24 protein-coding genes and 1 riboswitch are annotated in these 26899 nt (G+C 64.4%); of the genes, 9 read left to right on the forward strand and 15 right to left on the reverse strand.

Translation table 11 applies throughout. The features are described from left to right. Positions 1-158 precede the first annotated feature (158 nt). Both oiaX and MESAU_RS25705 read left to right on the forward strand, forming a co-directional pair. Positions 159-1409 (forward strand): 3-oxo-isoapionate-4-phosphate decarboxylase OiaX, encoded by a 1251-nt coding sequence (oiaX, locus tag MESAU_RS25700; protein WP_015318950.1) that lies wholly within the window; start codon positions 159-161, stop codon positions 1407-1409. A 2-nt stretch (positions 1410-1411) separates the two neighbouring features. After that, positions 1412-2740 (forward strand): four-carbon acid sugar kinase family protein, encoded by a 1329-nt coding sequence (locus MESAU_RS25705; RefSeq protein WP_015318951.1) that lies wholly within the window; start codon positions 1412-1414, stop codon positions 2738-2740. A 17-nt stretch (positions 2741-2757) separates the two neighbouring features. Here the strand turns inward: MESAU_RS25705 and MESAU_RS25710 are convergent, their stop codons facing one another. Continuing rightward, the gene (locus tag MESAU_RS25710) at positions 2758-3297 is read right to left on the reverse strand and encodes an Lrp/AsnC family transcriptional regulator (protein WP_015318952.1); all 540 of its coding nucleotides are present in this window, start codon (positions 3295-3297) and stop codon (positions 2758-2760) included. A gap of 48 nt (positions 3298-3345) precedes the next feature. Between MESAU_RS25710 and MESAU_RS25715 the strand changes: the two genes are divergently transcribed. From MESAU_RS25715 to dhaL, 4 genes are all read left to right on the forward strand, one after another. Continuing rightward, entirely contained in the window at positions 3346-4521 is a 1176-nt protein-coding gene (locus MESAU_RS25715) for an MFS transporter (protein ID WP_015318953.1), read from the forward strand. A 102-nt stretch (positions 4522-4623) separates the two neighbouring features. Further along, positions 4624-4768, forward strand: a riboswitch (FMN riboswitch). A 77-nt stretch (positions 4769-4845) separates the two neighbouring features. Next, positions 4846-5319, forward strand: a complete 474-nt coding sequence (locus MESAU_RS25720) for a 6,7-dimethyl-8-ribityllumazine synthase (protein WP_015318954.1) — start codon at positions 4846-4848, stop codon at positions 5317-5319. A gap of 74 nt (positions 5320-5393) precedes the next feature. Then, entirely contained in the window at positions 5394-6401 is a 1008-nt protein-coding gene (locus MESAU_RS25725) for a dihydroxyacetone kinase subunit DhaK (protein WP_015318955.1), read from the forward strand. 10 nt (positions 6402-6411) lie between these two features. Further along, on the forward strand, positions 6412-7047 hold the full coding sequence (gene dhaL / locus MESAU_RS25730; protein ID WP_015318956.1) for a dihydroxyacetone kinase subunit DhaL: 636 nt from the start codon (positions 6412-6414) through the stop codon (positions 7045-7047). On the opposite strand, the gene derI is transcribed toward dhaL, so the two are convergent. From derI to MESAU_RS25745, 3 genes are read right to left on the reverse strand one after another with little or no spacing between them, the layout of a single operon-like run. Beyond that, complete coding sequence (gene derI, locus MESAU_RS25735) at positions 7044-7484, reverse strand: D-erythrulose-4-phosphate isomerase (RefSeq protein WP_015318957.1); 441 nt, start codon at positions 7482-7484, stop codon at positions 7044-7046. The two genes, dhaL and derI, sit on opposite strands and share 4 nt — an antisense overlap. 25 nt (positions 7485-7509) lie before the next feature. After that, positions 7510-8268, reverse strand: coding sequence for a triose-phosphate isomerase (locus tag MESAU_RS25740; protein ID WP_015318958.1), 759 nt, complete (start codon positions 8266-8268; stop codon positions 7510-7512). Positions 8269-8304: 36 nt separating this feature from the next. Next, entirely contained in the window at positions 8305-9075 is a 771-nt protein-coding gene (locus MESAU_RS25745) for a DeoR/GlpR family DNA-binding transcription regulator (protein ID WP_015318959.1), read from the reverse strand. Positions 9076-9346: 271 nt separating this feature from the next. Here MESAU_RS25745 and fba point away from each other — a divergent pair, with 271 nt between their 5' ends. Further along, positions 9347-10411 (forward strand): class II fructose-bisphosphate aldolase, encoded by a 1065-nt coding sequence (gene fba / locus MESAU_RS25750; RefSeq protein WP_015318960.1) that lies wholly within the window; start codon positions 9347-9349, stop codon positions 10409-10411. Positions 10412-10464: 53 nt separating this feature from the next. Here fba and MESAU_RS25755 read toward each other — a convergent pair whose 3' ends face one another. The 10 genes from MESAU_RS25755 to MESAU_RS25800 form a co-directional block, all read right to left on the reverse strand. Continuing rightward, positions 10465-11406: a sugar phosphate isomerase/epimerase family protein gene (locus MESAU_RS25755; RefSeq protein ID WP_041163901.1), complete on the reverse strand. Its 942-nt coding sequence runs from the start codon at positions 11404-11406 to the stop codon at positions 10465-10467. Positions 11407-11454: 48 nt separating this feature from the next. Next, the gene (locus MESAU_RS25760; protein WP_015318962.1) at positions 11455-12972 is read right to left on the reverse strand and encodes a glycerol-3-phosphate dehydrogenase; all 1518 of its coding nucleotides are present in this window, start codon (positions 12970-12972) and stop codon (positions 11455-11457) included. A 46-nt stretch (positions 12973-13018) separates the two neighbouring features. Further along, positions 13019-14059, reverse strand: coding sequence for a 2-hydroxyacid dehydrogenase (locus MESAU_RS25765; protein ID WP_015318963.1), 1041 nt, complete (start codon positions 14057-14059; stop codon positions 13019-13021). Positions 14060-14069: 10 nt separating this feature from the next. Continuing rightward, positions 14070-15623 carry an FGGY-family carbohydrate kinase gene (locus MESAU_RS25770; protein ID WP_041163902.1) on the reverse strand — a complete coding sequence of 518 codons (1554 nt, stop codon included), beginning with the start codon at positions 15621-15623 and terminating at the stop codon, positions 14070-14072. After that, positions 15623-16747 carry an ABC transporter ATP-binding protein gene (locus MESAU_RS25775; protein WP_015318965.1) on the reverse strand — a complete coding sequence of 375 codons (1125 nt, stop codon included), beginning with the start codon at positions 16745-16747 and terminating at the stop codon, positions 15623-15625. Before MESAU_RS25775 ends, MESAU_RS25770 begins: the two co-directional genes overlap by 1 nt. Next, positions 16744-17862, reverse strand: coding sequence for an ABC transporter ATP-binding protein (locus MESAU_RS25780; RefSeq protein WP_015318966.1), 1119 nt, complete (start codon positions 17860-17862; stop codon positions 16744-16746). Before MESAU_RS25780 ends, MESAU_RS25775 begins: the two co-directional genes overlap by 4 nt. 2 nt (positions 17863-17864) lie before the next feature. Then, positions 17865-18722, reverse strand: a complete 858-nt coding sequence (locus tag MESAU_RS25785; protein ID WP_015318967.1) for a carbohydrate ABC transporter permease — start codon at positions 18720-18722, stop codon at positions 17865-17867. A 9-nt stretch (positions 18723-18731) separates the two neighbouring features. Then, positions 18732-19655, reverse strand: a complete 924-nt coding sequence (locus MESAU_RS25790; RefSeq protein ID WP_015318968.1) for a carbohydrate ABC transporter permease — start codon at positions 19653-19655, stop codon at positions 18732-18734. A gap of 157 nt (positions 19656-19812) precedes the next feature. Next, positions 19813-21258: an ABC transporter substrate-binding protein gene (locus MESAU_RS25795; RefSeq protein WP_015318969.1), complete on the reverse strand. Its 1446-nt coding sequence runs from the start codon at positions 21256-21258 to the stop codon at positions 19813-19815. Between the two features lie 45 nt (positions 21259-21303). Next, positions 21304-22278, reverse strand: coding sequence for a sugar-binding transcriptional regulator (locus MESAU_RS25800; RefSeq protein ID WP_015318970.1), 975 nt, complete (start codon positions 22276-22278; stop codon positions 21304-21306). 264 nt (positions 22279-22542) lie between these two features. Here MESAU_RS25800 and MESAU_RS25805 point away from each other — a divergent pair, with 264 nt between their 5' ends. Further along, complete coding sequence (locus MESAU_RS25805; protein ID WP_041163515.1) at positions 22543-23268, forward strand: MgtC/SapB family protein; 726 nt, start codon at positions 22543-22545, stop codon at positions 23266-23268. A gap of 75 nt (positions 23269-23343) precedes the next feature. On the opposite strand, the gene ftsZ is transcribed toward MESAU_RS25805, so the two are convergent. After that, positions 23344-24381 (reverse strand): cell division protein FtsZ, encoded by a 1038-nt coding sequence (gene ftsZ / locus MESAU_RS25810; RefSeq protein WP_015318972.1) that lies wholly within the window; start codon positions 24379-24381, stop codon positions 23344-23346. A gap of 455 nt (positions 24382-24836) precedes the next feature. Between ftsZ and MESAU_RS25815 the strand changes: the two genes are divergently transcribed. Further along, entirely contained in the window at positions 24837-26897 is a 2061-nt protein-coding gene (locus MESAU_RS25815) for a N,N-dimethylformamidase beta subunit family domain-containing protein (RefSeq protein WP_015318973.1), read from the forward strand. Positions 26898-26899: the final 2 nt, after the last annotated feature.

A 26899-nucleotide genomic window follows, 5' to 3' on the forward strand; every position in this document is an offset into this window, starting at 1 on the left:
CGGAATGCCCGCGCCTGGAGCGGGTTCGCTCCAGCTTTGCCGCAGCCCACCGCTCTTGTCGAGGCGCGGATATTTCTTGCAATACTTATGTACTCATTATACCAGATTTCCTGCGCGACGAAACTTTTTTCGAACCCTTTTCGAGCGGCCGACCGACCATGATCACGCTTACCTATCGCATCGAAACCCCTGGCAGCATCGAGGCGCTGGCCGCCAAGATCGCCAGCGACCAGTCGACCGGCACCTTCGTCGCGCTGCCGGGCGAGACCGAGGAGCTGAAGGCGCGCGTGGCGGCGCGCGTGCTGGCGATCCGGCACCTGCCGGATGCCACGCAACCCTCTCTCCCGGGATCCGGCAGCGGGCCCTTCCGGCGCGCCGATGTCGACATCGCCTTCCCCTTCGACGCTATCGGCACCGACCTGTCGGCACTGAGGACCATTGCCATTGGTGGCACCTATTCGATCAGGGGCCTGTCCGGCATCCGCGTCATCGACATGAAGCTGCCGGAACAATACCGGGGTGCCCATCCGGGTCCACAGTTCGGCGTTGCGGGCAGCCGCGGGCTGACCGGTGTCGAGGGCCGCCCGATCATCGGTACCATCGTCAAGCCGGCGCTTGGTCTCAGGCCGCACGAGACGGCCGCGATGGTGGGCGAACTGATCGAGGCCGGCGTCGATTTCATCAAGGACGACGAGAAGCTGATGAGCCCTGCCTATTCGCCGCTGGCGGAGCGGGTGAAGGCGATCATGCCAGGGATTCTCGACCATGAGCAGAAGACCGGCAAGAAGGTGATGTATGCCTTCGGCATCTCGCATGCCGATCCCGACGAGATGATGCGCAACCACGATCTTGTGCTCCAAGCCGGCGGCAATTGCGCGGTCGTCAACATCAACTCGATCGGCTTCGGTGGCATGGCTTTTCTGCGGAAGCGTTCCGGCTTGGTGCTGCATGCCCATCGCAATGGCTGGGACATTCTCACACGCCACCCCGGCCTCGGCATGGACTTCAAGGTCTGGCAGCAATTCTGGCGGCTGCTCGGCGTCGACCAGTTCCAGATCAACGGCATCGGCTCGAAATATTGGGAGCCGGACGATTCCTTCATCCGCTCCTTCGAGGCAGTGACGACGCCGCTGTTTTCATCAGACGATTGCGCGCTGCCCGTGGCCTGCTCGGGCCAATGGGGCGGCCAGGCACCCGAAACCTATGAGCGCACCGGCCGCACGGTCGACCTCCTCTACCTCTGCGGCGGCGGCATCGTCAGCCATCCGGACGGACCCGGTGCCGGCGTGCGGGCCGTGCTGCAAGCCTGGCAGGCGGCGGTCGAGGGCATTGCGCTGGCGGACTATGCCCGCGATCACATCGAACTGGCCCGATCGATCGAAAAGTTCGGCGACGGCAAGGCAGCATGAGCATGGCCGCGCAAAACCTGCTCCTCAGTTATTATGGCGACGACCTTACCGGTTCGACGGACGTCATGGAGGCGCTTGAGCTCGGCGGCGTTCCGACGGTGCTGTTCATGAACCAGCCCGATCCGTCCTTGCTGGCGCGATTTTCGCATTGCCGCGCGGTTGGATTGGCGGGCACCAGCCGAAGCGAAACGCCGCAATGGATGGAGGAAAACCTGACGCCGGCCTTCGAATGGCTGAAAGGCCTCGGGGCGGCGATCTGCCACTACAAGATCTGCTCTACCTTCGATTCCAGCCCGGCGGTCGGCAGCATTGGCCGCGCCACCGAAATCGGCAGGCGTATTTTCGGCCGAGCGAGCGTGCCGATGGTGGTCGGGGCGCCGCAGCTCAAGCGCTACACCGCCTTCGGCAATCTTTTCGCGGCGTTCCGTGGCGAGTATTTCCGCATCGACAGGCATCCTGTGATGAGCAGGCATCCGGTGACGCCGATGAACGAAGCAGACCTGCTCGCGCATCTCTCGCATCAGACCAGTCTCAGCGCCGGCCTTGTCGACCTGGCGGCATTGCAGGCCGACGATGTTGCGCAAACGGTCGACCAGGCGATGAAAAACAGGGCGATCGTCCTGTTCGATGTTGAAAGCCGCCAGACACAGAGACGCGTCGGCGAGCAGATCTGGCGCATCCACGATCAAGGCCATGGCTTCGTTGTCGGATCCTCGGGCGTCGAATATGCCTTGCTTGCCGAATGGGCCGGCAAAGGCATCGTCTCCGGGCACGCGTCGTTCGCGCCGCCCGGCCCGGTGGACCGCCTCGCGGTCGTCTCGGGCAGCGTTTCGCCTACCACCGAGAAACAAATCCGCTTTGCGCTCGCCCACGGTTTTGACGGCGTCGAAATGGATGCGATGCGACTGGTCTCGGAGGGCGCCGGCGACGCGATCGAGCAGGCGGTCGCCACCGGGCTGGCAAGTCTGGCCAAGGGCCGCAGCGTCATCCTCTACACCGCGCTTGGCCCGCAGGCCGACCGGGGCGCCGAGATCGACAGGATCGAAGGCGCGCGAAACACGCTCGGGCGAGCGCTGGGGACCATCCTGCGCCGGCTGATCGTGGAACAGAAACTCAAGCGCGCGGTGATCGCCGGTGGCGATACGTCCAGCCACGCGCTCGGACAATTGGCCATCGACGCGCTGACCGTGCGCATGCCTTTGCCGCAATCGCCGGGATCTCCGCTCTGCGTCGCCCATGGCGGCGGTGAGATCGATGGCCTCGAAATAGCGCTGAAAGGCGGCCAGGTCGGCACCGACGCCTATTTCGAGACGATCCGGCTGGGAAGCTAAGCGACGAGCCAGGTCGTTCAATACAACGGCTTGCCCATGTGCTTCGGCGTCGGCCACTGCGCCGTGATGCCGGGTTGCACCGGCCGTTCGAGATAGGTCGCCAGAACCACGTAGCTGCGCGTCGAGGTGACGCCTGGTGTCTCGTAGAGACGCAACAGCAGGCCTTCGAGCGCCTTGGTGTCCTCGGTGCGCACCTTGAGTAGTACGCACGTATCGCCGGCGACGGTGTGGATCTCCTCGACCTCGGGATATTCCGAGATCGCCATCAGTTCAGGGGTCTTGCCCCAGCCGCTGGTGTCTATGTGAACGAAGGTGAGCAGCGGTTTTCTCACCGCGTTGGGATCGATGATGGCGGCCGTATTGCGAATGGCGCCGCTGCGCCGAAGCCGCTTGACGCGCTCGTGCGCTGCCGGCGGCGACAAGCCGACGCGATCGCCGAGTTCGGCATAGCTGACGGTCGCGTCTTCGACGAGAACGCCTAATATTTTTCGGTCGGTCGCGTCGACGTCCCGGGCCGCCGGCCTGTTCCGCGGAATGCCATCTGTTTCTTCATCCATAGCGGTATTCCCGATTGTCACGGAATTTAATACGGCCATTATGATGATATGTCGAACAACGATCAAGCTACAGCCTTGGGCGCGGACACCAGGCTGCCCATCCCGGCCCTCGCCTATCTGCTGACCGGATGCATCGCCGTGATCGGCTCGAATTCGCTGGTGCTGGGCCCGATCGCTCCGGCAGTGGCCGTGTCGTTCTCGACCAGCGTCCCCATGGTGATGATGGCGGCGGCCGCGTTCGGCCTCGGCACATCGGCGAGCGCCCTGTTCCTGGCACGCCATATCGACCGGCTCGGCGCGCGCCGGATGTTGCGGGCGGCCTTGCTGCTGCTGGCATTGGCCTTGGTCGCCAGCGAGGCCGCGCCGACGGTGAGCGCGCTGGTTGCCGCGCAGCTTATCGCTGGGATCGCGGCCGGCGTCGCCATGCCGGCAATCTATGCCAGTGCCGCGGCCATCGCCCCGCCCGGGCGGGAAAGCGGCACGATCGGCGTGGTGCTGACCGGGTGGACGCTCAGCATGGTGGCCGGCGTTTCGCTGTCGGCGGTGCTTGCCGATCTCGTGCACTGGCGCGCCGTCTTTGTCGCCGTGGCCGTGCTGGCGACGCTGGCGCTTGGCGGCCTCAGCGCATCGTCGCTCCCGGATGTCCGGAAGGCCGGACCGGCACCCGCCCCGCTGGTGGCGTTGAACATTCCGGGCATTGTGCCGCTTCTCATCGCATGCGGCGCCTTCATGACCGCCTTCTACGGTGTCTATGGCTACCTTGGCGACCACCTCCACAGCGGGCTGGGGCAGCCGGTCAGCGCCAATGGGCTGGCGGCCCTCGCCTATGGCGCGGGATTTGGCACGGCGGCGCTCTTCGACGGCATCATCGACCGGCTGGGCGCCCGACGCGTCATGCCCTTTGCCTACCTTCTCGTCGCCATCGTCTACGTGGCGATCGCCGCGATCAGCGGCAGCTATGGCTTGACGCTCGCCATGGTGGCTGCCTGGGGACTTGCCAATCATTTCGGGCTGAACGTGCTGGTGATGCGCCTGTCGGCGCTCGATCCGTCGCGGCGGGGCACGATCATGGGGCTGAACAGCGCGGTGACCTACCTCGCGGTGTTCGTCGGCACCACCGGCTTCGGGCCGCTCTATTCCGGCTTCGGCTTCGCCACATGCGCGGCAGTTGCGGCCTTGCTGATGCTGATTGCCGCTGGCGCGGCGGCATGGCGCACACGCTAGAACTTTCCTCCCGTCGCATTGCTCCAGTCGGCACAACGTGATTGGCCAGCGGCCTGTCGCGTAGTTGACAGCGGCCCCACCATCCTTCCATACAAAACGCGTTAATGTTCTCAGGGCGGGGTGAAAGTCCCCACCGGCGGTAACGGCTTCGGCCGAAGCCCGCGAGCGCTTTCCGCTATCGGAGAGGTCAGCAGATCCGGTGTGATTCCGGAGCCGACGGTTAGAGTCCGGATGAAAGAGAACGAAACGGAAGACGGACCGCCCCGGCGGGCCGCATTTCGTATCGTGCGTCCTGATTCTGGTTCGAAACGGAAGGATGGACCCATGAATCAGCATTCCCACAAAGACTATGAAACAATCCGCATCGCCGTCATCAGGGCGCGCTGGCATGCCGACATCGTCGACCAGTGCGTGCAAGCCTTTGGGGCGGAACTGGCCGAGATTGGCGGCGGACGCTTTGCCGTCGACATCTTCGACGTGCCCGGCGCCTACGAAATTCCGCTCCATGCCAAGACGCTTGCCGGGACCGGCCGCTACGCCGCGATCCTCGGCACGGCATTCGTCGTCAATGGCGGCATCTACCGGCACGACTTCGTCGCCAACGCTGTTATCGACGGCATGATGAACGTGCAGTTGTCGACCGGCGTGCCCGTGCTTTCGGCGGTGCTCACGCCCCACAATTTCCACGACAGCGCCGAGCATCATCGCTTCTTCTTCGAGCATTTCACGGTCAAGGGGAAGGAAGCGGCAAACGCCTGTGTGCAGATACTCGCCGCGCGGGAAAAGATCGCGGCCTGAAGCGGCGCTGCCGGGGTGGAAATCCCGGTAACGGGCTGTAGTATCCCGGAAAATACTGAGTTCGGAGGATGCCGGTGCAGACCAAGAAGATCATCAATGACGGCAACCGTGCCGTCGACGAAATGCTCGAAGGGATCCTGGCCGCGCATCCTCGCCATCTCGGGAGCGTGGACGGCAGTCCGCGCTCGATCATCGCCCGCGATGGACCGAGGCCCGGCAAGGTCGGGCTGGTGATCGGCGGCGGCTCCGGCCACGAGCCGACCTTTCTCGGCTTTGTCGGCAAGGGGCTGGCGGACGCGGCGGCTGTCGGCAACGTCTTTGCCTCGCCGCCGCCCGATCCGATCCTCGAATGCACCAAGGCGATCAGCGGCGGCGCCGGCGTGCTGTTCATGTACGGCAACTATGCCGGCGACGTGATGAATTTCGACATGGCGGCCGAGATGGCCGCCATGGACGACATCGAGGTGCGCACGGTGCTGACCACCGACGACGTCGCCTCGGCGCCGCGTGACCAGCGGCGGAAGCGCCGTGGTGTCGCGGGTAATTTCTTCATCTTCAAGGCGGCCGGTGCCGCCTGCGACCTGATGCTCTCCCTCGACGAATGCGAGCGCGTCGCGCGCAAGGCCAACGACCGCACCTTCACGATGGGCGTGGCACTGTCGCCCTGCTCGCTGCCGCAGACCCGGCGGCCGAATTTCGAGATCGGCACGGACGAGATGGAAATCGGGATGGGCATCCATGGCGAACCCGGCATCGCCCGCGGCAAGCTCGGGACCGCCGACGAAATCACCGACGCGATGCTGGACAAGATTTTCGCCGAGATGGCGCCGAAGCGCGGCGACAAGGTCGCGGTGCTGGTCAATTCGCTGGGTTCGACGCCGCTGATGGAGCTCTACATCATGAACCGCCGGGTCAAGCAGAGGCTCGACGCCATCGGCGTTTCGGTCCACGCGACCTGGGTCGGCAACTACTGCACGTCGCTGGAAATGGCCGGCGCTTCGGTGACGCTTTTCCATCTCGACGAAGAATTGCAGGCGATGCTCGACCACCCCTGCGACTGCGCCATGTTCCGTGCCGGCTGAGGAGCGCTCCATGACCATCGCCGCGTTCGACCTGAAAAGAATGTTCGATGCGATCGCCGTGGCGATGGAAGCCGACAGGGACCGGCTTTGCCAGCTCGACGGCGTCATCGGCGACGCCGACCACGGCATTGCCATGGCGCTCGGGTTCAACGCCGTGCGCGATGCGCTGGCATCGCTCGACCTTACGGCGGCCGAGCCGACCGCGCTCCTCAACACCGCGGCGAAATCGTTCCTCAATGCCGTCGGCGCGTCCTGCGGCCCGCTCTATGCCACCGCCTTCATGCGCGCCGCCGCCGCCGTCAAGGGCAAGGCGACGCTGGCGGATGCCGATGTCGTCGCGCTGCTGCAGGCCATGGCGCAAGGCATCAAGGATCGCGGCAAGGCCGAAACCGGCGAAAAGACAATGGTCGACGCCTGGCAACCGGCGGCGGAAGCGGCCGGCGCCAGCAATGCAGCAGGAAAAAACCTTGCCGAAAGCCTCCAGGCCGCTTTTGCCGCCGCCGAGCGCGGCGCGGAATCGACCAAGGACATGATCGCCGCCAAGGGCCGCTCGTCGCGGCTCGGCGAGCGCTCGCTCGGCCATATCGATCCCGGTGCGGCTTCGGCCGTCACCGTCATCGGCGCGATGCGCGCCAGTCTCGCTTAGCCCTTCGCCGCGTCGAGCTTGTCGATCGCCTGGACGTTGCCGGCCGACGGTCCTTTCTCGTCGAACTCCGAGGCCAGCCAGGTATCGACAATGGCCTTGGCGAGTTCCGGGCCGATGACGCGGGCGCCCATGGTGATGATCTGGGCGTTATTGGATTTCGCCGCGCGTTCGGCCGAATAGGTGTCGTGGGTGAGTGCAGCGCGGATGCCCGGCACCTTGTTGGCCGAGATCGAGACGCCGATGCCGGTGCCGCAGAACAGGATGCCGCGATCGTTCTCGCCGTCGACGATCGTCTGGGCAAGTTTCCGCGACAGATCGGCATAGAAGCCGGCCTGGCTGAGGTCGCTGACGGTGAGCCCCGGCTTGGTCGCCAGATGCGCTGATATGACGTCGAGCAGCGGCTTGCCGGCGCTGTCGGCTCCAATGGCTATTTTCATTTTTTGTCCTTTCCAGTTCGATGATTCAGATGGCGGCCGACGCGCGGCGCAGGATGTCGATGTAGCCTTCGGCCTGCCAGGCCGAGCGGCCGATGAACAAGCCGTCGATGTTGGGCTGGGCGATCAGTTCCGCGGCATTGCCGGGATTGACGCTGCCGCCATAGAGCACCGGCGGCATGGACGGCAGCAGGCCGGCGGCGACTGTCTTGATCAGCGCCTGCTGCTTGTCGGCATAGTCGGAGCTGGCCGGAATGCCCTTGTCGCCGATCGCCCAGACCGGCTCGTAGGCGAACAGGATTTTTGCTCCCCTCGCCTCGCCCTCGAGGAATTGCAGTGCACCCTCGACCTGGCTGGTCAGCACCGCATCGGCCTTGCCGCTTTCGCGCTCGGCCAGCGTCTCGCCGACGCAGATCAGCGGCATCAGTCCGTGCTTGACCGCCGCCGCCGTCTTCAGCCCGACCGTGCGGTCGGTCTCGCCGAAGTGCTCGCGCCTTTCGCTGTGGCCGAGTTCGACCAGGTCTAGGCCGCAATCGTTCAGCATCACCGGCGAGATCTCCCCGGTCCAGGCGCCGGCGTCGGCCCAATGCATGTTCTGCGCGCCGACCTTGACGCGCGTCGTCGACAGCGCCTGCCCGACCTCTCGCACCGCCGTGAAAGGCGGGACGACGAAAGGCTGGATGCGATCGTCGAAACCCGCCACGAAGCCGGCCAGTGCGCCTGCAAAATCAAGCGCCTCGGCGAGCGTCTTGTTCATCTTCCAGCTTGTACCGACCCAGTAAACCACGCGTACACTCCTTGGTCCTCAGTCCCCGTTTGATCATCAATCCTTGTCGGCGACCACCGTCAGCGAGACGCCGGCCGCATCCAGCGTGTCCCGCATCCCGGGCTCCGGCCCGCGCCCGGTGAAGACGGCGTCGAATGCTTTGAGATCGGTCAGGAAATGCAGCGCGCTGCGGCCAAACTTGCCGTGATCCACCAGCAGATATTTGCGTGTCGCCGCGGCCATCATCAGTCGCTTGGCCTGCACCACTTCCTGGTCCTGATGGAAGGCGGAGGCGCCATGGATGGCGGACGACGACAGGAAGGCGACGTCGGCACGCAGCGACCGCAGCGAAGCCTCGGCGAGCAGGCCGAAGAAGCCGTGGAATTTCTTCGAGTACTGGCCGCCGAGCGCGATCAGGTTGATGCCCGCGACTCCGGCCAGGTCCTGGATGACGGCGAGATTGTTGGTGATCACCGTCAGTGGCCTGAGATCGGCGAGATACCGCGCGATACCGCCCGCGGTCGAGCCGTCGTCGATGATGACCGTCTGGCCGGGTTCGATCATGGTCACGGCCGCCGCCGCAAGGCGCTGTTTTTCCCCGATCGCCTGCTTCTGCCGGTAGCGGAAATCGCTTTCAAACAGACTGCTCGGCTGGATCGAGGCGCCGCCGCGCACCTTGCGCAGCAAACCGCTCTCCTCGAGCTCGTCGAGGTCGCGATGCACGGTCATCCTGGAGACGCCAAAGCGGGAGGCAAGATCGTCGACGCTCGCCGCGCCGGCGTCCACCAGGAAGTCCATGATGCCTTGGCGTCTGTTGTCGCTCTTCATTCTCGCCGACCCGCCAACGCAGAAGCCTGGCTCCTTGATCGAACGAAGATATAACAGATATGATCGCATAGGTATCATGATTTTTGTGATAATGGGATATTTTTGTGGGATATTTCGCCGGCTTTTATCGCGCCGCTGTAACAAGAATTGCTGCCGGGACGGTCTGTCACGGTTGCGGTTGCGCGGGATTCCGGCCAGAAGCATCGGTGGGCTGAACGATGCGCGGGCGGCCCGCAACCACAGTTCGAAACCAGATACGGGAGACTAATCGTTGGCTCGCATCACACTGAGACAATTGCTCGATCACGCCGCCGAATACGGCTATGGCGTGCCGGCCTTCAACATGAACAACATGGAACAGGGCCTCGCCATCATGGAGGCTGCCGAGGAGACCAAGTCCCCGGTCATCCTGCAGGCGAGCCGCGGCGCGCGCGCCTATGCCAATGACGTGGTGCTGGCCAAGCTGATCGACGCGCTGGTCGAAATCCATCCCGACATCCCGGTCTGCATGCACCTCGACCATGGCAACAACGAAGCCACCTGCGTCACCGCGATCCAGCACGGCTTCACCTCCGTGATGATGGACGGCTCACTCAAGGAAGACGGCAAGTCGCCGGCCGACTATGCCTATAATTCCGGCATCACCAAGCGCGTCGTCGACATGGCGCATTGGGGCGGCGTGTCGGTCGAAGGCGAGATCGGCGTGCTGGGCTCGCTCGAGAGCGGCGGCGGCGAGCAGGAAGACGGCCACGGCGTCGAAGGCGCGATCAGTCACGACCAGCTCCTGACCGATCCGGTGCAGGCCGAACAGTTCGTGCGCGACACCCATGTCGATGCGCTGGCGGTGGCCATGGGCACCAGCCACGGCGCCTATAAATTCTCGCGCAAGCCCGACGGCGCGGTGCTGGCGATGAACGTGATCGAGGAGATCCACCGGCGCTTGCCGAACATGCATCTGGTCATGCACGGCTCGTCCTCGGTGCCGGAGGACCTGCAGGAGATCATCAACAAATATGGCGGCCAGATGAAGCCGACCTGGGGCGTCCCGGTGGAAGAGATCCAGCGCGGCATCAAGCATGGCGTGCGCAAGATCAACATCGACACCGACAACCGCATGGCGCTGACCGGCGCGATCCGCAAGGTGCTGACCGAAAATCCCAGCGAGTTCGATCCGCGCAAATATCTGACGCCGGCGATGGCGGCGATGAGGAAGCTCTGCAAGGAGCGCTTCGAGCAGTTCGGCACCGCCGGCAATGCGCCGAAGATCAAGCCGCTGCCGGTTTCGGAAATGGCCAAGCGCTACAAGTCGGGCAGCCTCGATCCGAAATTCGCCTAGTTCGATCCGGTTGCATTTCATGGACAGGAGCCGCAAGGGCTCCTGTCCGATTTCTATCCGGCCTTCGGCGAAATCCCCGCCCTGCCGGCGTCGATGAACGGTGCCCAATAATCGACCGACTCGCGGATCATGGCGACCACCTGATGGTCGACCGGCTCGCGCTCGCGGAAGGATAGTTCGAGGCAGATTTCGTTGTCGGTGCCGCCGCCGCGTCGTACCGTCTCCAGCAGCTTCTCAGGCGTGATGCGGCCGTCCTTGTTGTGGGCCGCGGTGAATGGCCAATGACCGCCCTTGTTCATCGACGATTGCTTGATGTGGATGATCGGCGACTTCAGGGGAAAAGCTTCGGCCCAGGCATAGGGATCGATGTCGGCCGGATTGGAGGAAGTGACGTCGCCATGGTCGATGTCGACCATCATCTCCAGCGGAATGGCCATGCCGGCCGCGTCGATCGCGTCCTGCAGCATCCGGCAATTCTCGATCGTATGGCCGAATTCGCGACCGACCGACATCGGCTCCCAGAACAGATAGGTCAGGCCTGCCGCCCGGGCGTGCTCGGCGACCTCGCGCCAGCAATCCAGCGCGATGTCGAACAGCCTGGCGCGACGGGCGGGGTCGTCATAGTCCCGATGCGTGAAAATGGCGAACTGCGTGCCCATGCCGCTGGCGCCAAGCTCGGCCGAGATGTCGGCGAAGGTCTTGAACCAGTCGACATAATAGCGGCGCACATCGGCATCCGGATGGCCGAAATGGTTCAGCCGGCCATAGGGGCCGGTCATGCCGGAGGTGACGCGCACGCCGGTTCGAGCCAAGGCGTTGCGGAACAGGCGGACGAACTTGACGATCGTCGCCGCCGGCCAGCCTGGGTTGACGAATTCATGCGTGAGCTGAACGTCGCGAATGCCGATTTCATAGGCAACGGTATCGATCAGGTCGTCCGGCTCGGCGAAGCGGTTGACCAGCGGATTGGTGTTGAGGGAGAGCGTGAAAGCCAAGGTCGCGATCCCTTCAACGCCGGCGCCGAACAGGGGCAATGAGCGTCATCAGCCTGCCCTTGCCTGCCGGCTGGCGCACCAATGCTCGAAGGCCGACTTCTCCTCGGCGGACAAACGCAGGCCATGCTTGGTGCGCCGTTCGAGAATGTCGGCCGCGTCTTCCGCCCATTCCTGTTCGAAGAGGTAGTTCGCCTCGCGCTCGAAGAAATCCTTGCCGAAGCACCGCCCCAGTGCGGCGAGCGATCGGGCGCCGCCGACCACGGACCGCGTCCTGGTGCCGTAGAGCCGGCCGTAATGCTTGAGCAGCGATGCCGGCATCCATGGATACTCGCCTGCGAGGTTGCCAAGAAACTGTTCGAAGTCGGCATTGGCGATGTCGCCGCCGGGCAGATGCGCCTTCGCGGTCCAGGCTTTGCCCATGCGGGGAAAGAACGGTGCGATCCTGTCCAGCGCGTGCTCGGCCAGTTTGCGGAAGGTGGTGATCTTGCCGCCGAAGACGGAAAGCAGTGGCGCCTGCGCGTCCGGCGCGTCGAGTTCGAAAATATAGTCGCGCGTCACCGCGCTCGGATTGTCGGCGTTGTCGTCATAGAGCGGCCGGACACCGGAGAACGAATGGACCACGTCGCCCCGCGCAAGGCCGCGCTTGAAATAGCGATTGACCACTTTGATGAGGTAATCGATCTCGCTCTCATCCGCCCTCACATCCTCGGGCCGGCCCTCGTAGGGGATGTCGGTGGTTCCGATCAAGGCTAGATCGTTCTGGTAGGGATTGATGAAGATGACGCGCTTGTCGTTGTTCTGGACGAGATAAGCCTGCCTTCCCTCCCAGAATTTGGGCACGACGATATGGCTGCCCTTGACGAGGCGGACGTTGCGCCTGGAGTTCTGGCCGGCAACGCGGTTGACGATGTCGTTGACCCAAGGGCCGGCGGCATTGATCAGCGCGCGGGCCCGTACACTGGTCTTGATGCCGGTCCTGACGTCGCGCATCTCGACAACCCAGAGGCCGCCCTCGCGGCTGGCCGCGGTGCAGGCGGTGCGGGTGAGGACCTTCGCTCCCCGTTCGGCGGCGTCGAGCGCATTGATGACGACGAGGCGGGCATCGTCGACCCAGCAGTCCGAATATTCGAAACCGCGCTTGAAGCTGTCCTTGATCGGCGCCCCCTCGGGCGCTGTGCGCAGGTCGAGCGTCCGCGTGGCGGGCAGCCGCTTGCGGCCGCCGAGGTGGTCGTAGAGGAAGAGGCCGAGCCGCACCAGCCATGCCGGCCGGTCGTCCGGGCTGTGCGGCAGCACGAAGCGCATCGGCCAGATGATGTGCGGCGCCGATTCCAGCAGCACCTCGCGCTCGATCAGCGCCTCGCGCACCAGGCGGAACTCGTAATATTCGAGGTAGCGCAGACCGCCATGGACGAGCTTGCCCGAGCGCGAGCTGGTGCCTTCGGCGAGATCGTCCTTTTCGCACAGGATGACGGAAAGCCCGCGGCCGGCGGCGTCGCGCGCGATGCCGGCGCCGTTGACGCCGCCGCCAATGACGAAGAGGTCGACTATGTCAGGGCCGACGCTCATCTTGCCGTCGCCCCACTGCCTGATTTTCGCATCATGGCCATCGCTCTCAGCACGGATTGACCGGAGGCAGGCCGGCCAGGTAGCGGCGCACTTCCTCGGCGGCCTGCTCGGCGGCATAGGTCACGGTGCGCACCGAAGCGCCGGCGATATGCGGCGTCAGCGTCACATTGGGCAGCTGCAGCAAGGGCCAGTCCGACGGCACCGGTTCGACCGCGAAGGTTTCCAGCATGGCGCTGGCGATCTGCCCTGAAACCAGCGGCTCGTAGAGTGCGTCGTAGTCGACCAGCGGGCCACGCGCCGTATTGACGAAGATCACGCCCGGCTTCATCCGCGCGATGGTGTCCTTGCCGATCAGACCGCGTGTCTCCTGCGTCACCCGCGAATGCAGCGTGACCACATCGGAGCGCGACAGGAGGTCGTCGAGCGCAACCAGTTCGACGCCAGCGTTGCGATCCTCGGCGCTCAGTTGCACATAGGGATCGCTGACCAGGACGTGGCAGCCGAAGGCGCGCAGCAGGCGCACCACCTTCGTGCCGATATTGCCGTAGCCGACCACGCCGACGGTCATTTCGCCGAGCTCGCGGCCGGTGCGGTCGGCGCGGTAGAGATCGCCGCGCCATTCCCCCTTGCGCAAGGCCTCGTGGCCGACCCGGATCAGCCGCGTCTCGGCCAGGATGGCGCCGATGGTAAACTCAGCCACGGCAGTGGCGTTGCGGCCGGGCACATTGACCACGGTGATGCCGTGCACCCTGGCCGCTTCCATGTCGATGTTGATCGGGCCGCCGCGCGACACCGCGACCAGCTTGAGCCCTGGCAGGCGCCGCATCATGCCTTCCGACAGGGGCGCAAGCTGGGTGACGACGATTTCGGCATCGCCGATGAAGTCGACGACCTCGTCGGGATGGCCGAAATATTCCTTGACCCTGTCGAGGCCGAGCGCGGCGTTGCCGAACTCCATCGGCTCGTCGGGCCAGGCCGTCTGCAATGTCCTGATATCGAGGTCGCCACTGGCCACCTTCTCGATTTTGGCGCGAAACACCTCCGGCAGCATGAAGTTGTCGCCAATGATCGCTATTTTCCTCAGCATACTCGACTTCTCAATTTTCCTGCGATGTCGCCATGGCACGCCAGACCGGCCGCAGGGCCTGGTGCGCCAGCATGTAGGACGGGGTCATCCTGTCGTAGATCGCGGCGAGATCCGGGTCGCTCGGCTCGGCCTCGCCGAGCAGCGGCGTCACCCATTCGCCGACGCATTCGTCCATGGAGGCGTATTGACCGACGCAGACCGCCGCGATCATTGCGGCACCGGCCGCACCGGCCTCCTCGCGCGCGCTCGTGCGCGTGTCGGCACCAATGGCCGCACCCAGGATCTTGCGCAGCGCCGGGCTTCTGGCGGCGCCGCCGGTCAGGCGAATTTCGCGTGGCAGCGGGCCCATGGCGGCGTAGCAATCGCGCGCCGCGAAGGCCAAGCCCTCGAAGACGGCGCGCACCAGATCGGCGTAGCCGTGACGCGACGAAATGCCGACGAAGCCTGCCCTGGCATTGGCATCGACGAACGGTCCGCGCTCGCCGGCTTCCGACACGTAGGGCTGGTAGAGCAGCGAAGCCGGCTGCGAGGCCGCGATCCAGGCATCGACCAGCGCGATCATCTCGCCATTGCTGCGGGTTATGCCTTGCGAGGCGAGGATGCCGGAAGCGAGGCCAAGCACCCAGTCGATGTTGAGCGTCGCCGCCATGTTGGACTGCATCTGCGCGAAGACGCCCGGCGCCGGCATCGCCATCGTATAGCCGGTCGCCGCTTCGTTGAGCTGCACATCATCAGGGGTCTCGGCCAGCCGCATGTGCATGCCGGTGGAACCGATGATCGAGCAGCCGGGCTTGCGCTCGCGGTCGAGGAGGCCGGCGCCGAGCGCGGTGCAGACGACGTCGACATAACCGAGCACGACGGGTGTGCCGGCAAGCATGCCGGTGACTTCGGCGGCGGCCGGCGACAGTCCGGCGCTGTGGCTCGTGCCGTCGACGATCGGCGGCAGCAGGTGCCTGAGATCGGCGACGCCGAGGACGTCGAGCACGTCCCCACTGTAGTCACGGGTGCGGAAGTCGCCGAAAGTGAAGGTCCCTTCGGACGGATCGGTGGCGCGTTCGCCGGTCAGCTTGAAATAGAGCCAATCCTTGCAGTGGAACGCGGTCGCGGCCTTGCCGAGCATTTCGGGCATGGTGCGCTTCATGAAGGCGAACTGCGAGCCTTGCTGGCAGGCGGCAAGACCGCTGCCGGTCTTCTCGAAGCGCAGCCGGTCATCGGGCCGCGCGCGGATTTCCTCGACGACGCCCGCGGCGCGCGCGTCGAGCCAGAGCCAACCCTTGGCCACCGGCTCGCCCTTGCCGTCGATCAGCCAGGTGCCGTCCCCCTGCCCGGTCACCGCGATGGCGACGGTCCGGCTGGCGAGATCGGGCACCTTGTCGGCAAGCTGGCGCAAGGTCGTGGCGGCATCGGCCCATGTGCGGGCCAGATCCTGTTCGGCGCCGCCGCCCGGCAGCGTCTCGTAATGGTTCGGCGTTGCCGCGGCCGCGATCTGGCGGCCCTTCGTGTCGAAAGCGATGGACTTGATGACGGAAGTGCCGGCATCGATGCCTATTAATAGATCGCGCATCATGCGAGCTCCATGCCGTGCGAGATCGCCTTGCCGCTCGCCTGGTCGAAGACGTGCAGGTTCTTCGGATCGATGCTGACATTGATGGGCGCGCCGAGGTCGAGCCGGGTGCGGTCATGCTCCACCAGGACCAGCGAGCCGCCGGCGAAGTCGGCGGCGATGTGGGTCTGGTCGCCGAGCCATTGGTTGGCCGAGACCCTGGCCGGAACACCCTCCTTCGAGCGCCTGACCGCATAGGGCCTGATGCCGATGACCACCCGCTCGCGGCTGAGCAGCTGGTCGCGAACCGGAGTGCTGAAGGCGTCCTTGTCATAGTCGAGCGACAGCCCGTCGGGCAGCTTGAGACTGATGCGGCCGGCGGTCGTGCCGACAAAGGCCTCGAAGACGTTCATCGGCGGCTCGCCGACGAAGGTGCCGGTGAACAGGTTCGCCGGGCGCTCCTTGATCCGGTCCGGCGTATCGAACTGCTGCAGCACGCCGCCCTCCATCACCGCGATGCGGTCGGCCAGCGCATTCGCCTCGGTCTGGTCGTGGGTGACCAGGATCGCGGTCAGGCCGCGTTCCTTGATGAAGTGCTTGATGCGGCCGCGCAGCACGGCGCGAAGCTGCGGCTCGAGCTGGCCCATCGGCTCGTCCAGCAGATGCAGGTCGGCCTCGCGGATCAGCGCCCGGCCGAGGCTGGCGCGCTGCTGCTGGCCACCCGAAATGGAGCTGGGATAGCGCTCCAATATGTCCTCGATCTCCAGCAGCTTTGCGATGCTGGCGACCTTGGCGTCGACCTCGCTCCTGGGCAGCCTTGCGGCCTTGAGGGCAAAGGCCATGTTCTCGCGCACGGTGAGCGGCGGATAGAGCGAATAGCCCTCGAAGGCCATCGCCACATTGCGTTTGACCGGCGGCAAGGTGTGTACCGTGCGGCCGGCGACCGCGATCGCGCCACGCGACACCTCCTCGAAGCCAGCGATCATTCGCAAGGTCGAGGTCTTGCCGCAGCCCGACGACCCGAGCAGCGCCACGATCTCGCCCTCGCCGATCTCCATCGTCAGGTTCTTGACGGCGTGAACGCCCCTGTCGATCGGGCCATAGAACTTGTCGACGCCTGATATGGTGAGCGCGCTCGGGCTCATGCCGCTTCTCCGTTGCGCAGTTTGACGACATTCCTGGCGCCGATGCGCTCGCCGCTCGCCCGATCGAACAGCAGGGCGCTCTCGCCGTCGACGGCGATATGCGCCTTGCCTTCGCTGCGCCCCGGGGTTCCGGCCGGGCGCGAGACCAGGATTTCACGGCCGCGCACGGTGCGCACCAGGGTAACGATCTTTTCGTTGAGCGGCGTCTCCGCCTCGACGGTCACCGGAACGGCGCCGGGTTCGTTTTCGCCGACGAAATGCAGGGCCTCGGGTCTCAGCCCGATGATGCAGTCGCGGCCGATGGCGGCCTCGGGAGCATCGGCGAGATGGACCTGCACATTGGACAGGCCGACATAGCCCCCCCGGGCATCGCGCGCGGGCTTGACGTCGAGCAGGTTGATGGTCGGATCGCCGAACAGCCGCGCGATCTCGACGTTGGCCGGCTCACGATAGATCTGCTCGGGCGTGCCAAGCTGCCTGATGACGCCTTGCGACATCACCGCGATGCGGTCGCCGAGCGCCATGGCTTCCTTGTAGTCCTGGGTAACGTAAACGACGGTGGCGCCGCGATCGGCGAGCAGCCGCGGCAGTTCGAGCCGCATCTCGAAACGCAGCTTGGCGTCGACATTGCGCAAGGGATCGTCGAGCAGAAGCAGCGGCGGCGAACCGACCAAAGCGCGGGCAAGGGCCGTGCGCTGCTTCTGGCCGTTTGAGAGCGCGCGCGGCTTGTGGCTCAGCACATGGCCGATCTTCAACAATTTGGCGACGCTCTCGACACCGGCCTTGATCGCGCTCTGCGACGAGCGCTTGGCCGCCAGCGGCGTCGCGATATTGTCGAAAGCGCTCATATGCGGAAACAGCGCGAAATTCTGGAACGCCATCCCGACGCCGCGGAATTCCGCGTCGACATCGGTCATGTCCTCGCCGCCGATCAGGATCTTGCCTTCGTCCGGATCGATGACGCCGGCGACCAGCCGCAACAGCACCGTCTTGCCGGCGCCCGAGGGACCAAACAGCACCAGCGTTTCGCCATCGGCGACGGTCAGCGACAGATTGTCGAGGACGGTCTGGCTCTTGTAGCGCTTGACGACGTTTCTGAGTTCGAGGCTGGCCATTTCTATCCTTTCACCGCGCCGAGCGACAGGCCCTCGACCAGATAGCGCTGTGCGTAAAGGGCGAGCGCCAGCGTCGGCGTGATCGACAAGACTATGGCCGCCGAAATCTGGCCGTACTGGATGCCCGATGAAGTGATGAAGGCCAACGCGCCGACCGTCACCGGCTGCTTGTCGGCCGAAGCCAACACCAGCGCGAAGACAAAATTGTTCCAGGCGAAGATGAAGGCAAGCAGGCCGGCCGCCGCGATGCCAGGGCCGGCGAGCGGCAGCGCGATCTTGCGAAAGGTGGCGAACCAGGAATGGCCGCCGATGCGGTAGGCATATTCGATGTCGGCCGGAATATCCTCGAAATAGCCGCGCACGATCCACAGGATCAGCGGCAGGCAGATCAACTGGTAGACCCAGATCAGCCCGATATAGGTGTTGGCCAGGCCGAGCTTCTGGAAATAGAGGGTCAGCGGCAGCAGCACCAGAAGTGCCGGCGCGAACTTGAACGACAGCAGCGTGAAGGCGATATCCTCCGAACCCCGGAATTTGTGACGTGCGAAGGCGTAGGCCGCCGGCACGCCGAGCAGCAGCGAGACCGCCACCGAAGTCACCGACAGGAACACCGAGTTCCAGAGGTTGCGCATGAAGGCGATGTCGAGCGTGCCGGCGGCGGTCATCAGCTTGCCGGTGATCAACGCCGTGTAGTTGGCGAGCGTCGGTTCGAAGATGAGCTGCGGCGGGATGCGCAGAATGGTCTCGTTGGTCTGGAACGACATCATGAAGATCCACAGGATCGGGAACATGAAGAAGATCACGACCAGCGTCAGTGCCGCGCCGCGCAGGATGCGTTCGAGAAGCGAGGTATGTTCCATCGCCGCCTCCTATGCCTGGCCGCGGGCGCGTTCGCGCAGCCTGAGCCAGTTCTTGATGAAGATGTTGGAGAGGAAATAGGTGATCGCCCACAGAATGATCATCAGCGCCGCCGAGCGACCGACATTGGTCGACTGGAAGAAGTTGAGATAGGCCTCGACCTGGAAGACGGTCAGCGTGTCGCCCGGCCCGCCTTGCGTCATCGCGTAAATGATGTCGAACTGCTGGATGGAATCGAGCAGGCGAAACAAGGTCGCCGTCAGGATGTAGGGCGTCAGCATCGGCAGCGTGATGCGGAAAAAGACGAAGCTCCTCGGCACGCCGTCGAGCGCGGCGGCCTCGAAGGGCTGCGTCGGCAGGCTGCGCAGGCCGGCAAGCAGGAGGATCATGATGAAGGGCGTGTAGACCCAGATGTCGACCAGCACGACGGTGAACAGCGCCGTCGACGGCGACGACGCCCAGCGAAAATCCTGCAGCCCGATGAGGCTGGCGAGATAGCTCAGCACGCCGAAGCCCGGATTGGTCATCAGCTTCCACATCAGCGCTGCCAGTGCGGGCGCCGTCATCAGCGGCATCAACAGCATGATCGAGATGAAGTTGTTGAGCGTCGAGCGCTTCTGCAGCAGCAGCGCGATGGCGAGACCGAGAAGCAGTTCCAGCACGACCGTGGTGCCGGCATAGAGCAGCGACACTTTCAACGTGTTCCAGAATTTCGGGTCGGTGAAGAAGGAAATGTAGTTGTCGCCCCAGTTGAACTGGCGCGCCCAGGGCTGGCTCAGACGATAGCGTTGGAACGAGTAAACGACCGAGGTCAGGAACGGGATCAGGATGCCTATGCAGACCAGCAAGGCCGGCAGGCTGAGCACATAGGGCAGCACCCGCTTGCTGATCCTGAAGCCGGATGGCTTGAGCCTTTGCGATACCACCGCAGTCATCGAGCTGCTCCGTTGTTGCTGTCGCTTCGCCCTGCCGGCCGCCCAAGGGAGCAAGGCGGCCGGTGGGGCGAAATGGCGGTCACCTTTCGGCACCGCATCGCAAACATGAAAGATGTGGCGAGGGCCGGACCGTCAAGCAGCCGGCCCTCGTTGCGACTTAACCGAGGCCGGCTTCCTTGAGCTGGCCGTTGATGCTCTCGGCGAGCTTGTCGAGGCCCTCGTCGACCGGCACTTCCTTGGCCACCATCTTTTGCAATGTCGCCGCCCATTCGGTGGTGAGGTCGAAGAACAGCGGCTGCGCCGTGAACTTGATCGAGGCGCCGGGTGCCGAAGCGTCGAACATCTCGACATAGCCAGGGTAGCTCTTGTTCAGCTTCTCGCGGAACATCTCGTCTTTCCACACCGACTGGCGGACCGGATCGACGAAGTCCATCTTGGTGGCGCCGAACAGGCCGTGCTCGGGGCCGGAGGCCCATTGCAGGAAATACCAGGTCGCGTCCTTGTCCTTGGAGAAGTTGGACATCGCCAGCGACCAGATCCAGATGTTGGGCGTCGAGGCCTTGGCTTCCGGATTGGCGGTGAAGGCGGCATAGGCGAGCTTGCCGGCCATCTTGTTGTCGCCGCCATTCATGAAGTAACCGAGGCAGTCGGCGTCGAAGATCATCGCCGAGGCGCCGGCGCCGAGATCGGTGCCGACCTGATACCAGGTGTAGGTCGACCAGTCCTTGGGGCCGCTCTCCTGGATCATCTGCACCCATTTGGCATGGAAGGCCTTGGAGCCGGCGGTGTTCATCGCCGCCGCGAGCTTGCCATCGGCGGAAACGGTCAGGTCCTTCTCGTTGAAGTTCGAGTAGGCCGACAGGAAGCCCGGATGGATCGTCGCCCAGGAACGCGAGCCGCGAACGCCAATGCCGTAGACGCCGCCGCCAATATCCTTCTGCAGCTTGGCCGCCGTCGTGATCATCTCGTCAAGATTGCCGGGAACGCCGACGCCGGCCTTGTCGAACATGCCCTTGTTGTAGGTGATGTTGTTCTGCTCGAAGGCCCATGGAATGCACCACTGCTTGGCGTCCTCGGAGCCCAGCGCGCCGCCCGGCTTGCCGTTCCAGGCGCACGACGATTTCACGCCCGGCAGCATATCGTCCCAGGCATAGTTCGGGTTGGTTTTGGCCGGGTCCTTGATCCATTCGTTGAGATCGGTGATCCAGCCGGCTGGGCCATAGGTCCAAGTCATGTAGGCGCCGGTCATGAAGGCGTCGTATTCGGGCGAGCTCGCCGACAGCGCCGCCGTCACCTTGTCGAAATAGACATCTTCCGGGAAGACGTCATAGACGACGTTCATGCCGGTCAGCTTCTTGAAGTTCTCGAGGTCGGCGATCATCGCATCGGCATAGGGATGCTTGTTGAGCAGCAGCTTGATGGTCTTGCCCTTATGCGCCTGCCAATCGAAGTCGGCGGCGAGCGCGCGGGTCTGGCCGAGGTTGAGCAGCGTGCCGGCGGTGCCGGCGGCGAGACCCATGGCGCCCAGGCCCTTGATCAGTCCACGGCGGTCGACTTGTCCGCGCAGGAAGGCATCTATCAGGTCTTTCTCTTTCTCATGCATTTCGTCTTCTCCTCCACAGGGTAGTTTCAACTGGACTGTTGCCGGCTACCCGACCGGCGTCTCTTCCACGAGCGATCGCGCCGTGCGCTCGTCCGTTATCAGGCCCTTGAGATAGCGCCCCTCCAGCACCGACTTGATTGCGCGAACCTTAATCCTGCCGCCGGCGACGGCGACAATCCGGCGGCTGGCGATATCCTCGCGCGCCAGTGCCAGCGCCCGGTTGGAAACGGTCGTCGCCACTGCCTTGCCGGCCTCGTCAAAGAAATGGCCGAGCAATTCGCCGACACCGCCATTGCGACGGATCTCCTCCATCTCGCCCTTCTCGATCATGCCGGTGGCGACAAGCGAAGCCTCGCGTTCGGCGGTGCCGATGCCCGCAAACAACAGGTCGGCGGATCTGGCGAGATCGAAGACCTCGCTGATGCCCTTCTGGCCCAGCAGCACGATGCGGTCCTCCGCCGTGTTGGCGAACATCGGCACCGGCATCACATAGGCTTCGGCACCGGTGCGTTCGGCGAGACGGTGGATGACATCATGCGGGTTGGCCGAGAATTTCCGCGTCAGGCCACCAAGCAGCGAGACGAAACGGATGCGGTCGGTGGTGGTGCGCGGCAGATATTCCACGCAGGCCGCGAGCGTGCGGCCATGGCCGACGCCGATCAGCGCCTGCTCGCCGCGCTCGATCTCGCGCTTGAGGAACTGCGCGCCGGCGATGCCGAGCGCCTTGAGCGGCAGATCCTCGGAATCGAAATCCGGAACCACCTCGCAATAGTCGAGGCCGTAGCGGCGGGACAATTCGTCCTCGAGCTCGACGCATTCCGACACTTCGCCGTCGATATAGACCTTCACCAGGCCTTCCTGGTTGGCCTTGGTGATGAGGCGGTGCGCCTTGAGGCTGGTCAGCCCCAGCCGCTTGGCGACCTCGGACTGGGTCAGGCCGCCGGCGTAATGAAGCCACGCGGCCCGCGCCGCCATGCTGGCATCATCGTCCCGCAAAAGGCCGTTTCCAAAACCAACCACGTTTCCATCCCGCTGATATTTTTATCAGTTGCTGCAAAATTTTTCACACAGGTCGGACGAAGTCAAGCGCCACCTTCAAATTGCATGGCGTTTGGTCGGCTGCCGCGCGACGGTTCGCCGGGAACCTCAGGAAGGCAAAAAGGTTCTTACATCGACAGCCCGAGGTCGCGACGTACCGGCCAGCCGCAAGCAACGTCGTCAGCGAGGGCGCCGAAATCCTGAGAAAAATGGAGGGCGGAGCACCAGCGCCGCCCTGACAGGGCGATGTTCGAGCCGCTTTGCTGCGATATGCCACTTCATCCGACATGGCCCGATCTTGTCGCCCGGTTGCTGCTTGCGCTGCTGGCTGGTTTCCTCATCGGCCTGAACAGGGAAGCGCGCGGCCACACCGCCGGGCTTCGCACGACCATCCTGGTCGCCCTGGCGGCCGCTGTGGCCATGATCCAGGCCAACATACTGCTTGATACCACGGGCAAGGGAATGGACTTCTTCGCCAGCATGGACGTGCTGCGTCTGCCGCTTGGCGTGCTGACCGGCGTCGGCTTCATCGGCGGCGGCGCCATCCTTCGGCGCGGCGATCTCGTGACTGGAATCACCACCGCGGCCACCATGTGGATCATGACGATGATCGGACTTGCCGTTGGCGGCGGCCAGTTTGGTCTTGCGGCAATTGCGACCGTGCTGACGCTACTGACACTTCAGGTGTTGAAATGGGTCGACCTCAAGTTGCCGCGCGATCACCATGCGATCCTGTCGGTTTCCTGGGCAAAAGAATCCCCACCTGACCTTCCGGAGATGGTGCGGCCGCTCGGCTACGGCGCGCGCCTTGCCAAGATCGAGCATGATCCCGGCCGCGACCGCTTCGTGTACTCGTTCAATCTCGAATGGAGGCAGTCCGACGCCGCCGAACCCTCGACGGAAATCCTGGCGCTGGTCGCGCGCGAATGCGAGATCGAGCGATTCGAGTTCATCGGCGAGAAGGCGTCCTGAAGAGCAATTTTTCCGCCCCGGGGACGCGGCAGATACCGCGGGTCGCCTGCCCGGGAGGTCAATCGAAGAGAAAGGTTACTGCAAGGTCCGTGCGGCGGACGGCACGGAATGGCCATGTGCCATGCCGGCATCGGCATCACCCTCGCTGAGCGAACGATCGAGGCCCGTCGCCACCACCGAGACCCTGAAGCGGCCTTCCATGCTCTTGTCGAAGATGGCGCCGACGATGATGTCGGCGTCCTCATAGACCTCTTCACGGATGCGCGTGGCCGCCTCGTCGACCTCGAACAGGGTCATGTCCCGGCCGCCCGAAATCGACACCAGCACGCCCTTGGCGCCCTTCATCGACATTTCGTCGAGCAGCGGATTGGCGATCGCGGCTTCCGCCGCTTTCATCGCCCGGCCGTCGCCCGAAGCCTCGCCGGTTCCCATCATGGCGCGGCCCATGCCGCGCATCACCGATTTGACGTCGGCGAAGTCGAGATTGATCAGGCCTTCCTTGACGATGAGGTCGGTGATGCAGCTGACGCCGGAATAAAGCACCCTGTCGGCGATGACGAAGGCATCGGCAAAAGTGGTCTTGGCATCGGCGATCCGGAACAGGTTCTGGTTGGGAATCACGATCACGGTGTCGGCGGCCTCGCGCAGCCGCTCGATGCCCTCTTCCGCCATCTGCATGCGGCGCCTGCCCTCGAAGGTGAACGGCTTGGTGACGACGCCGACCGTCAGGATGCCGGCCTTGCGCGCCGCCTGGGCGATGATCGGGGCCGCACCGGTTCCGGTGCCGCCGCCCATGCCGGCAGTGACGAAACACATGTGGGTGCCGGCCAGATGATCCATGATCTCGTCGAGCGATTCTTCGGCCGCGGCACGGCCGATCTCGGGCAACGAGCCGGCGCCAAGGCCTTCCGTGACGTGCGCGCCAAGCTGGATCAGCCGCGTCGCCTTCGACATGGTCAGCGCCTGGGCATCGGTGTTGGCGGCAATGAACTCGGTTCCCTGAAGCTGTTCCACGATCATGTTGTTGATCGCGTTGCCGCCGCCGCCGCCGACGCCGATCACGGTGATCTTGGGTCTCATCTCGGAGATTTCCGGCTTCTTGAACTCGGCCATGCCTGCTTCTCCTTCGCCAATTGCGTGCGCTTCACGACCCACAAGCAGACTGCCTGCAAGACATTGCAATCGAGCGGCATGACGCGAATCAGTCCGTTCGGATGGGTACCCCAAAAAGCCAGAGAGCGGCCGGACGTGCAAGTGCGTGAAGGTCAAGTTTTGTGATGAAGAGGCCGACCTTCGAGAACGACTGTCCGGTTTCGGACGATCGCGATAATGTCGTCGTGGATCAGGCACCAAGCGGATGCCTGCGATGGATGCCCAGAACTCGCATTTGCCGATGGCCATCGATGGCTGAGCGAGATTTCTACGGACTTCGTCAGCAAGCAAGGCCGAGGGGGATATACGCCCTCCAGACCCAAAGGTATGAAAGAATTGTCCAGTTTGCCATCAATGAGAGTGCGACAGCCGGGGAGAGTGCGACAGCCGGGATCGCGACGCGGATTTTTGCGGCGATGAAACGCCCCGTCGACCACGGCGCCATGGCCGTCTCAGGCTATACCGTTCCTTGGCATACAGCGGCCGGAACGCCAATCGCCCTCCATGTCTCGTCGTCGCGGCCGGTACGCGACGTGCACGTCGTGCGGCTCGACACGCAAGCGGCCGAGCCGATGGGCTGGCGCGTCGAGCCGACGGGAAATGCCGTGTCCCGTCGCGATTTCGATCACGGATCCTTCCTCAGGGTCGCGGCGGCGGAACTTGCCAAGGCCACCGAGATCGAAGGCGTCGCCTTCGAAGTATACTTGACCCGCAACGATGGCGCCCGCGTGCTGTTCGAGAGCGGAAACCTGCGCCTCGGCTTGCAGGACGGGCGGCTGATATCAGGCGAGGACGGCAACTCGCCCGATAGCGACGTGGTCTTGCCGGCAAACACCTGGCTCAAGGTCGAGATTTCGTCGAACGACGGTGCGACCGTGCTGCGGATCGATTCGGACGATCTCCTGTCGCCGTTTCGCCTGGATCGTCGATTCGACCTGCCGTGGCGGCTCCTGACCGGTGACATGGTCTTCGGCACCAGCACGGCAAACGATGTCAGGTCGCTCAACGCGAAATTCTCGACGATCTCGCTGCAAACCGCGGCTGGCCGTATCGCCTGGACGTTTCCGACCCTGCTGCCGAGAGGCCCGCTCGCCTCGACAGGCACCGATCGCGTCCTCTTCCTGGAAACGGTCAACCAGCCCGCCTTCTGCATGACCTCGCGCCGCTGGGACGGGTCGAGTTTCGACCCCCGGCTGGTGCCGTCGCATTACGACGCCGTGCATTGCCACGACGACGACATGGAGGCGTTGCAGTGGCCGGCCTCATACCAATTGCAGGTTCCCGCCGAGGCGCCCGCCGGGGTCTATGCCTTCGAGGTCGGTCACGATGAAGGATCGGAGCGTATCGTCTTCTTCATCACTTCGTCGGAGCGCCGGGCGCCGTTGTTGTTCCTGGTGCCGACGGCCACCTATCTCGCTTACGCGGACGAATTCCTGCCGGCGCATCTCTACGAATGGATGTGCGAAGATCGCGGCCATCGCTTCGCGATCGATAACAATCTGAAGTCGCTCTACGACTATCACAGCGACCTCAGCGGCGTGTCGATCTGTTCCACCAGGAAGCCCAAGGCGACGCTGCGTGACGACTACAAGTATCCGCTCTGCGGCTGCCCGCACAATCTGCCGGTCGACCTGCATTTTCTACGCTTCTGCCACAACAATGATATCGCCTTCGATCTCATCACCGACCGCGACCTGCACGAACTGGGTCTTGCCGGCCTGCAGGAGTATCAGGCGGTCATCACCGGTAGCCATCCCGAATACATGTCGGTCGAGATGGAGCATGCGCTGCGCCAATTCGCGGCGGCGGGCGGCAGCATCGCCTATCTCGGCGGCAATGGCTTTGCCGGCAAGGTGGCGTTCCAGGACGATCTGATGGAATTGCGCCGCTCGCCGCTCGAGGCGGGCCGGACCTGGGACGGCCCCATCGCCGAACAGTCACTGTCGATTACCAACCAGTCGGGAGGCTACCTGCGCGCCAGCGGGCGCGGCGAGTTCTCGCTGACCGGCGTCGCCATCTCGCTGATGGGTTTCGATGGCGCGCGGCCTTTCACGCGTACGCCGGAAAGCCGTCAGCCCTCGGCCGCGTGGTTGTTCGACGGCGTCACCAGCGAGACCTTCGGCGACGAGGGCATCGTGCTTGGAGGCGCCGCCGGCTACGAGGTCGATGCCACCGACCCGCATCTGGGCACATCCCCCGACACCATGGTCATTGCCCGCGCGACCGGATTCCCGGACAGCTTCGTCCATGACGCGACGCGCTGGTACGAAGGAGGTGACAGAGAGCGCGACGAGCGCCGCTGCGCGGAGATGACGCTGCGCCATCTGCCCTCGGGCGGTCTGATCTTCTGCGCGAGTTCGGTCGCCTGGTGCGGCGCCTTGCCCGCGGGCGATGCCATGAACGACGTCGGCCGGATCACCAGGAATTTGCTGACGCATCTGGCGCAGGAAAAGAGCGGGCCGGCTCCGGATCGATAGCC

The organism is Mesorhizobium australicum WSM2073, assembly GCF_000230995.2.
Classification (GTDB): Bacteria; Pseudomonadota; Alphaproteobacteria; order Rhizobiales; family Rhizobiaceae; genus Mesorhizobium; species Mesorhizobium australicum.

Coding starts and splice junctions, on each gene's coding strand:
- oiaX (WP_015318950.1), top strand. CDS start 159: ATGATCACGCTTACCTATCGCATCGAAACCCCTGGCAGCATCGAGGCG.
- MESAU_RS25705 (WP_015318951.1), top strand. CDS start 1,412: ATGGCCGCGCAAAACCTGCTCCTCAGTTATTATGGCGACGACCTTACC.
- MESAU_RS25710 (WP_015318952.1), bottom strand. CDS start 3,297: ATGGATGAAGAAACAGATGGCATTCCGCGGAACAGGCCGGCGGCCCGG.
- MESAU_RS25715 (WP_015318953.1), top strand. CDS start 3,346: ATGTCGAACAACGATCAAGCTACAGCCTTGGGCGCGGACACCAGGCTG.
- MESAU_RS25720 (WP_015318954.1), top strand. CDS start 4,846: ATGAATCAGCATTCCCACAAAGACTATGAAACAATCCGCATCGCCGTC.
- dhaL (WP_015318956.1), top strand. CDS start 6,412: ATGACCATCGCCGCGTTCGACCTGAAAAGAATGTTCGATGCGATCGCC.
- derI (WP_015318957.1), bottom strand. CDS start 7,484: ATGAAAATAGCCATTGGAGCCGACAGCGCCGGCAAGCCGCTGCTCGAC.
- MESAU_RS25745 (WP_015318959.1), bottom strand. CDS start 9,075: ATGAAGAGCGACAACAGACGCCAAGGCATCATGGACTTCCTGGTGGAC.
- MESAU_RS25760 (WP_015318962.1), bottom strand. CDS start 12,972: ATGAGCGTCGGCCCTGACATAGTCGACCTCTTCGTCATTGGCGGCGGC.
- MESAU_RS25765 (WP_015318963.1), bottom strand. CDS start 14,059: ATGCTGAGGAAAATAGCGATCATTGGCGACAACTTCATGCTGCCGGAG.
- MESAU_RS25770 (WP_041163902.1), bottom strand. CDS start 15,623: ATGCGCGATCTATTAATAGGCATCGATGCCGGCACTTCCGTCATCAAG.
- MESAU_RS25775 (WP_015318965.1), bottom strand. CDS start 16,747: ATGAGCCCGAGCGCGCTCACCATATCAGGCGTCGACAAGTTCTATGGC.
- MESAU_RS25780 (WP_015318966.1), bottom strand. CDS start 17,862: ATGGCCAGCCTCGAACTCAGAAACGTCGTCAAGCGCTACAAGAGCCAG.
- MESAU_RS25785 (WP_015318967.1), bottom strand. CDS start 18,722: ATGGAACATACCTCGCTTCTCGAACGCATCCTGCGCGGCGCGGCACTG.
- MESAU_RS25790 (WP_015318968.1), bottom strand. CDS start 19,655: ATGACTGCGGTGGTATCGCAAAGGCTCAAGCCATCCGGCTTCAGGATC.
- MESAU_RS25795 (WP_015318969.1), bottom strand. CDS start 21,258: ATGCATGAGAAAGAGAAAGACCTGATAGATGCCTTCCTGCGCGGACAA.
- MESAU_RS25805 (WP_041163515.1), top strand. CDS start 22,543: ATGTTCGAGCCGCTTTGCTGCGATATGCCACTTCATCCGACATGGCCC.
- ftsZ (WP_015318972.1), bottom strand. CDS start 24,381: ATGGCCGAGTTCAAGAAGCCGGAAATCTCCGAGATGAGACCCAAGATC.
- MESAU_RS25815 (WP_015318973.1), top strand. CDS start 24,837: ATGAAACGCCCCGTCGACCACGGCGCCATGGCCGTCTCAGGCTATACC.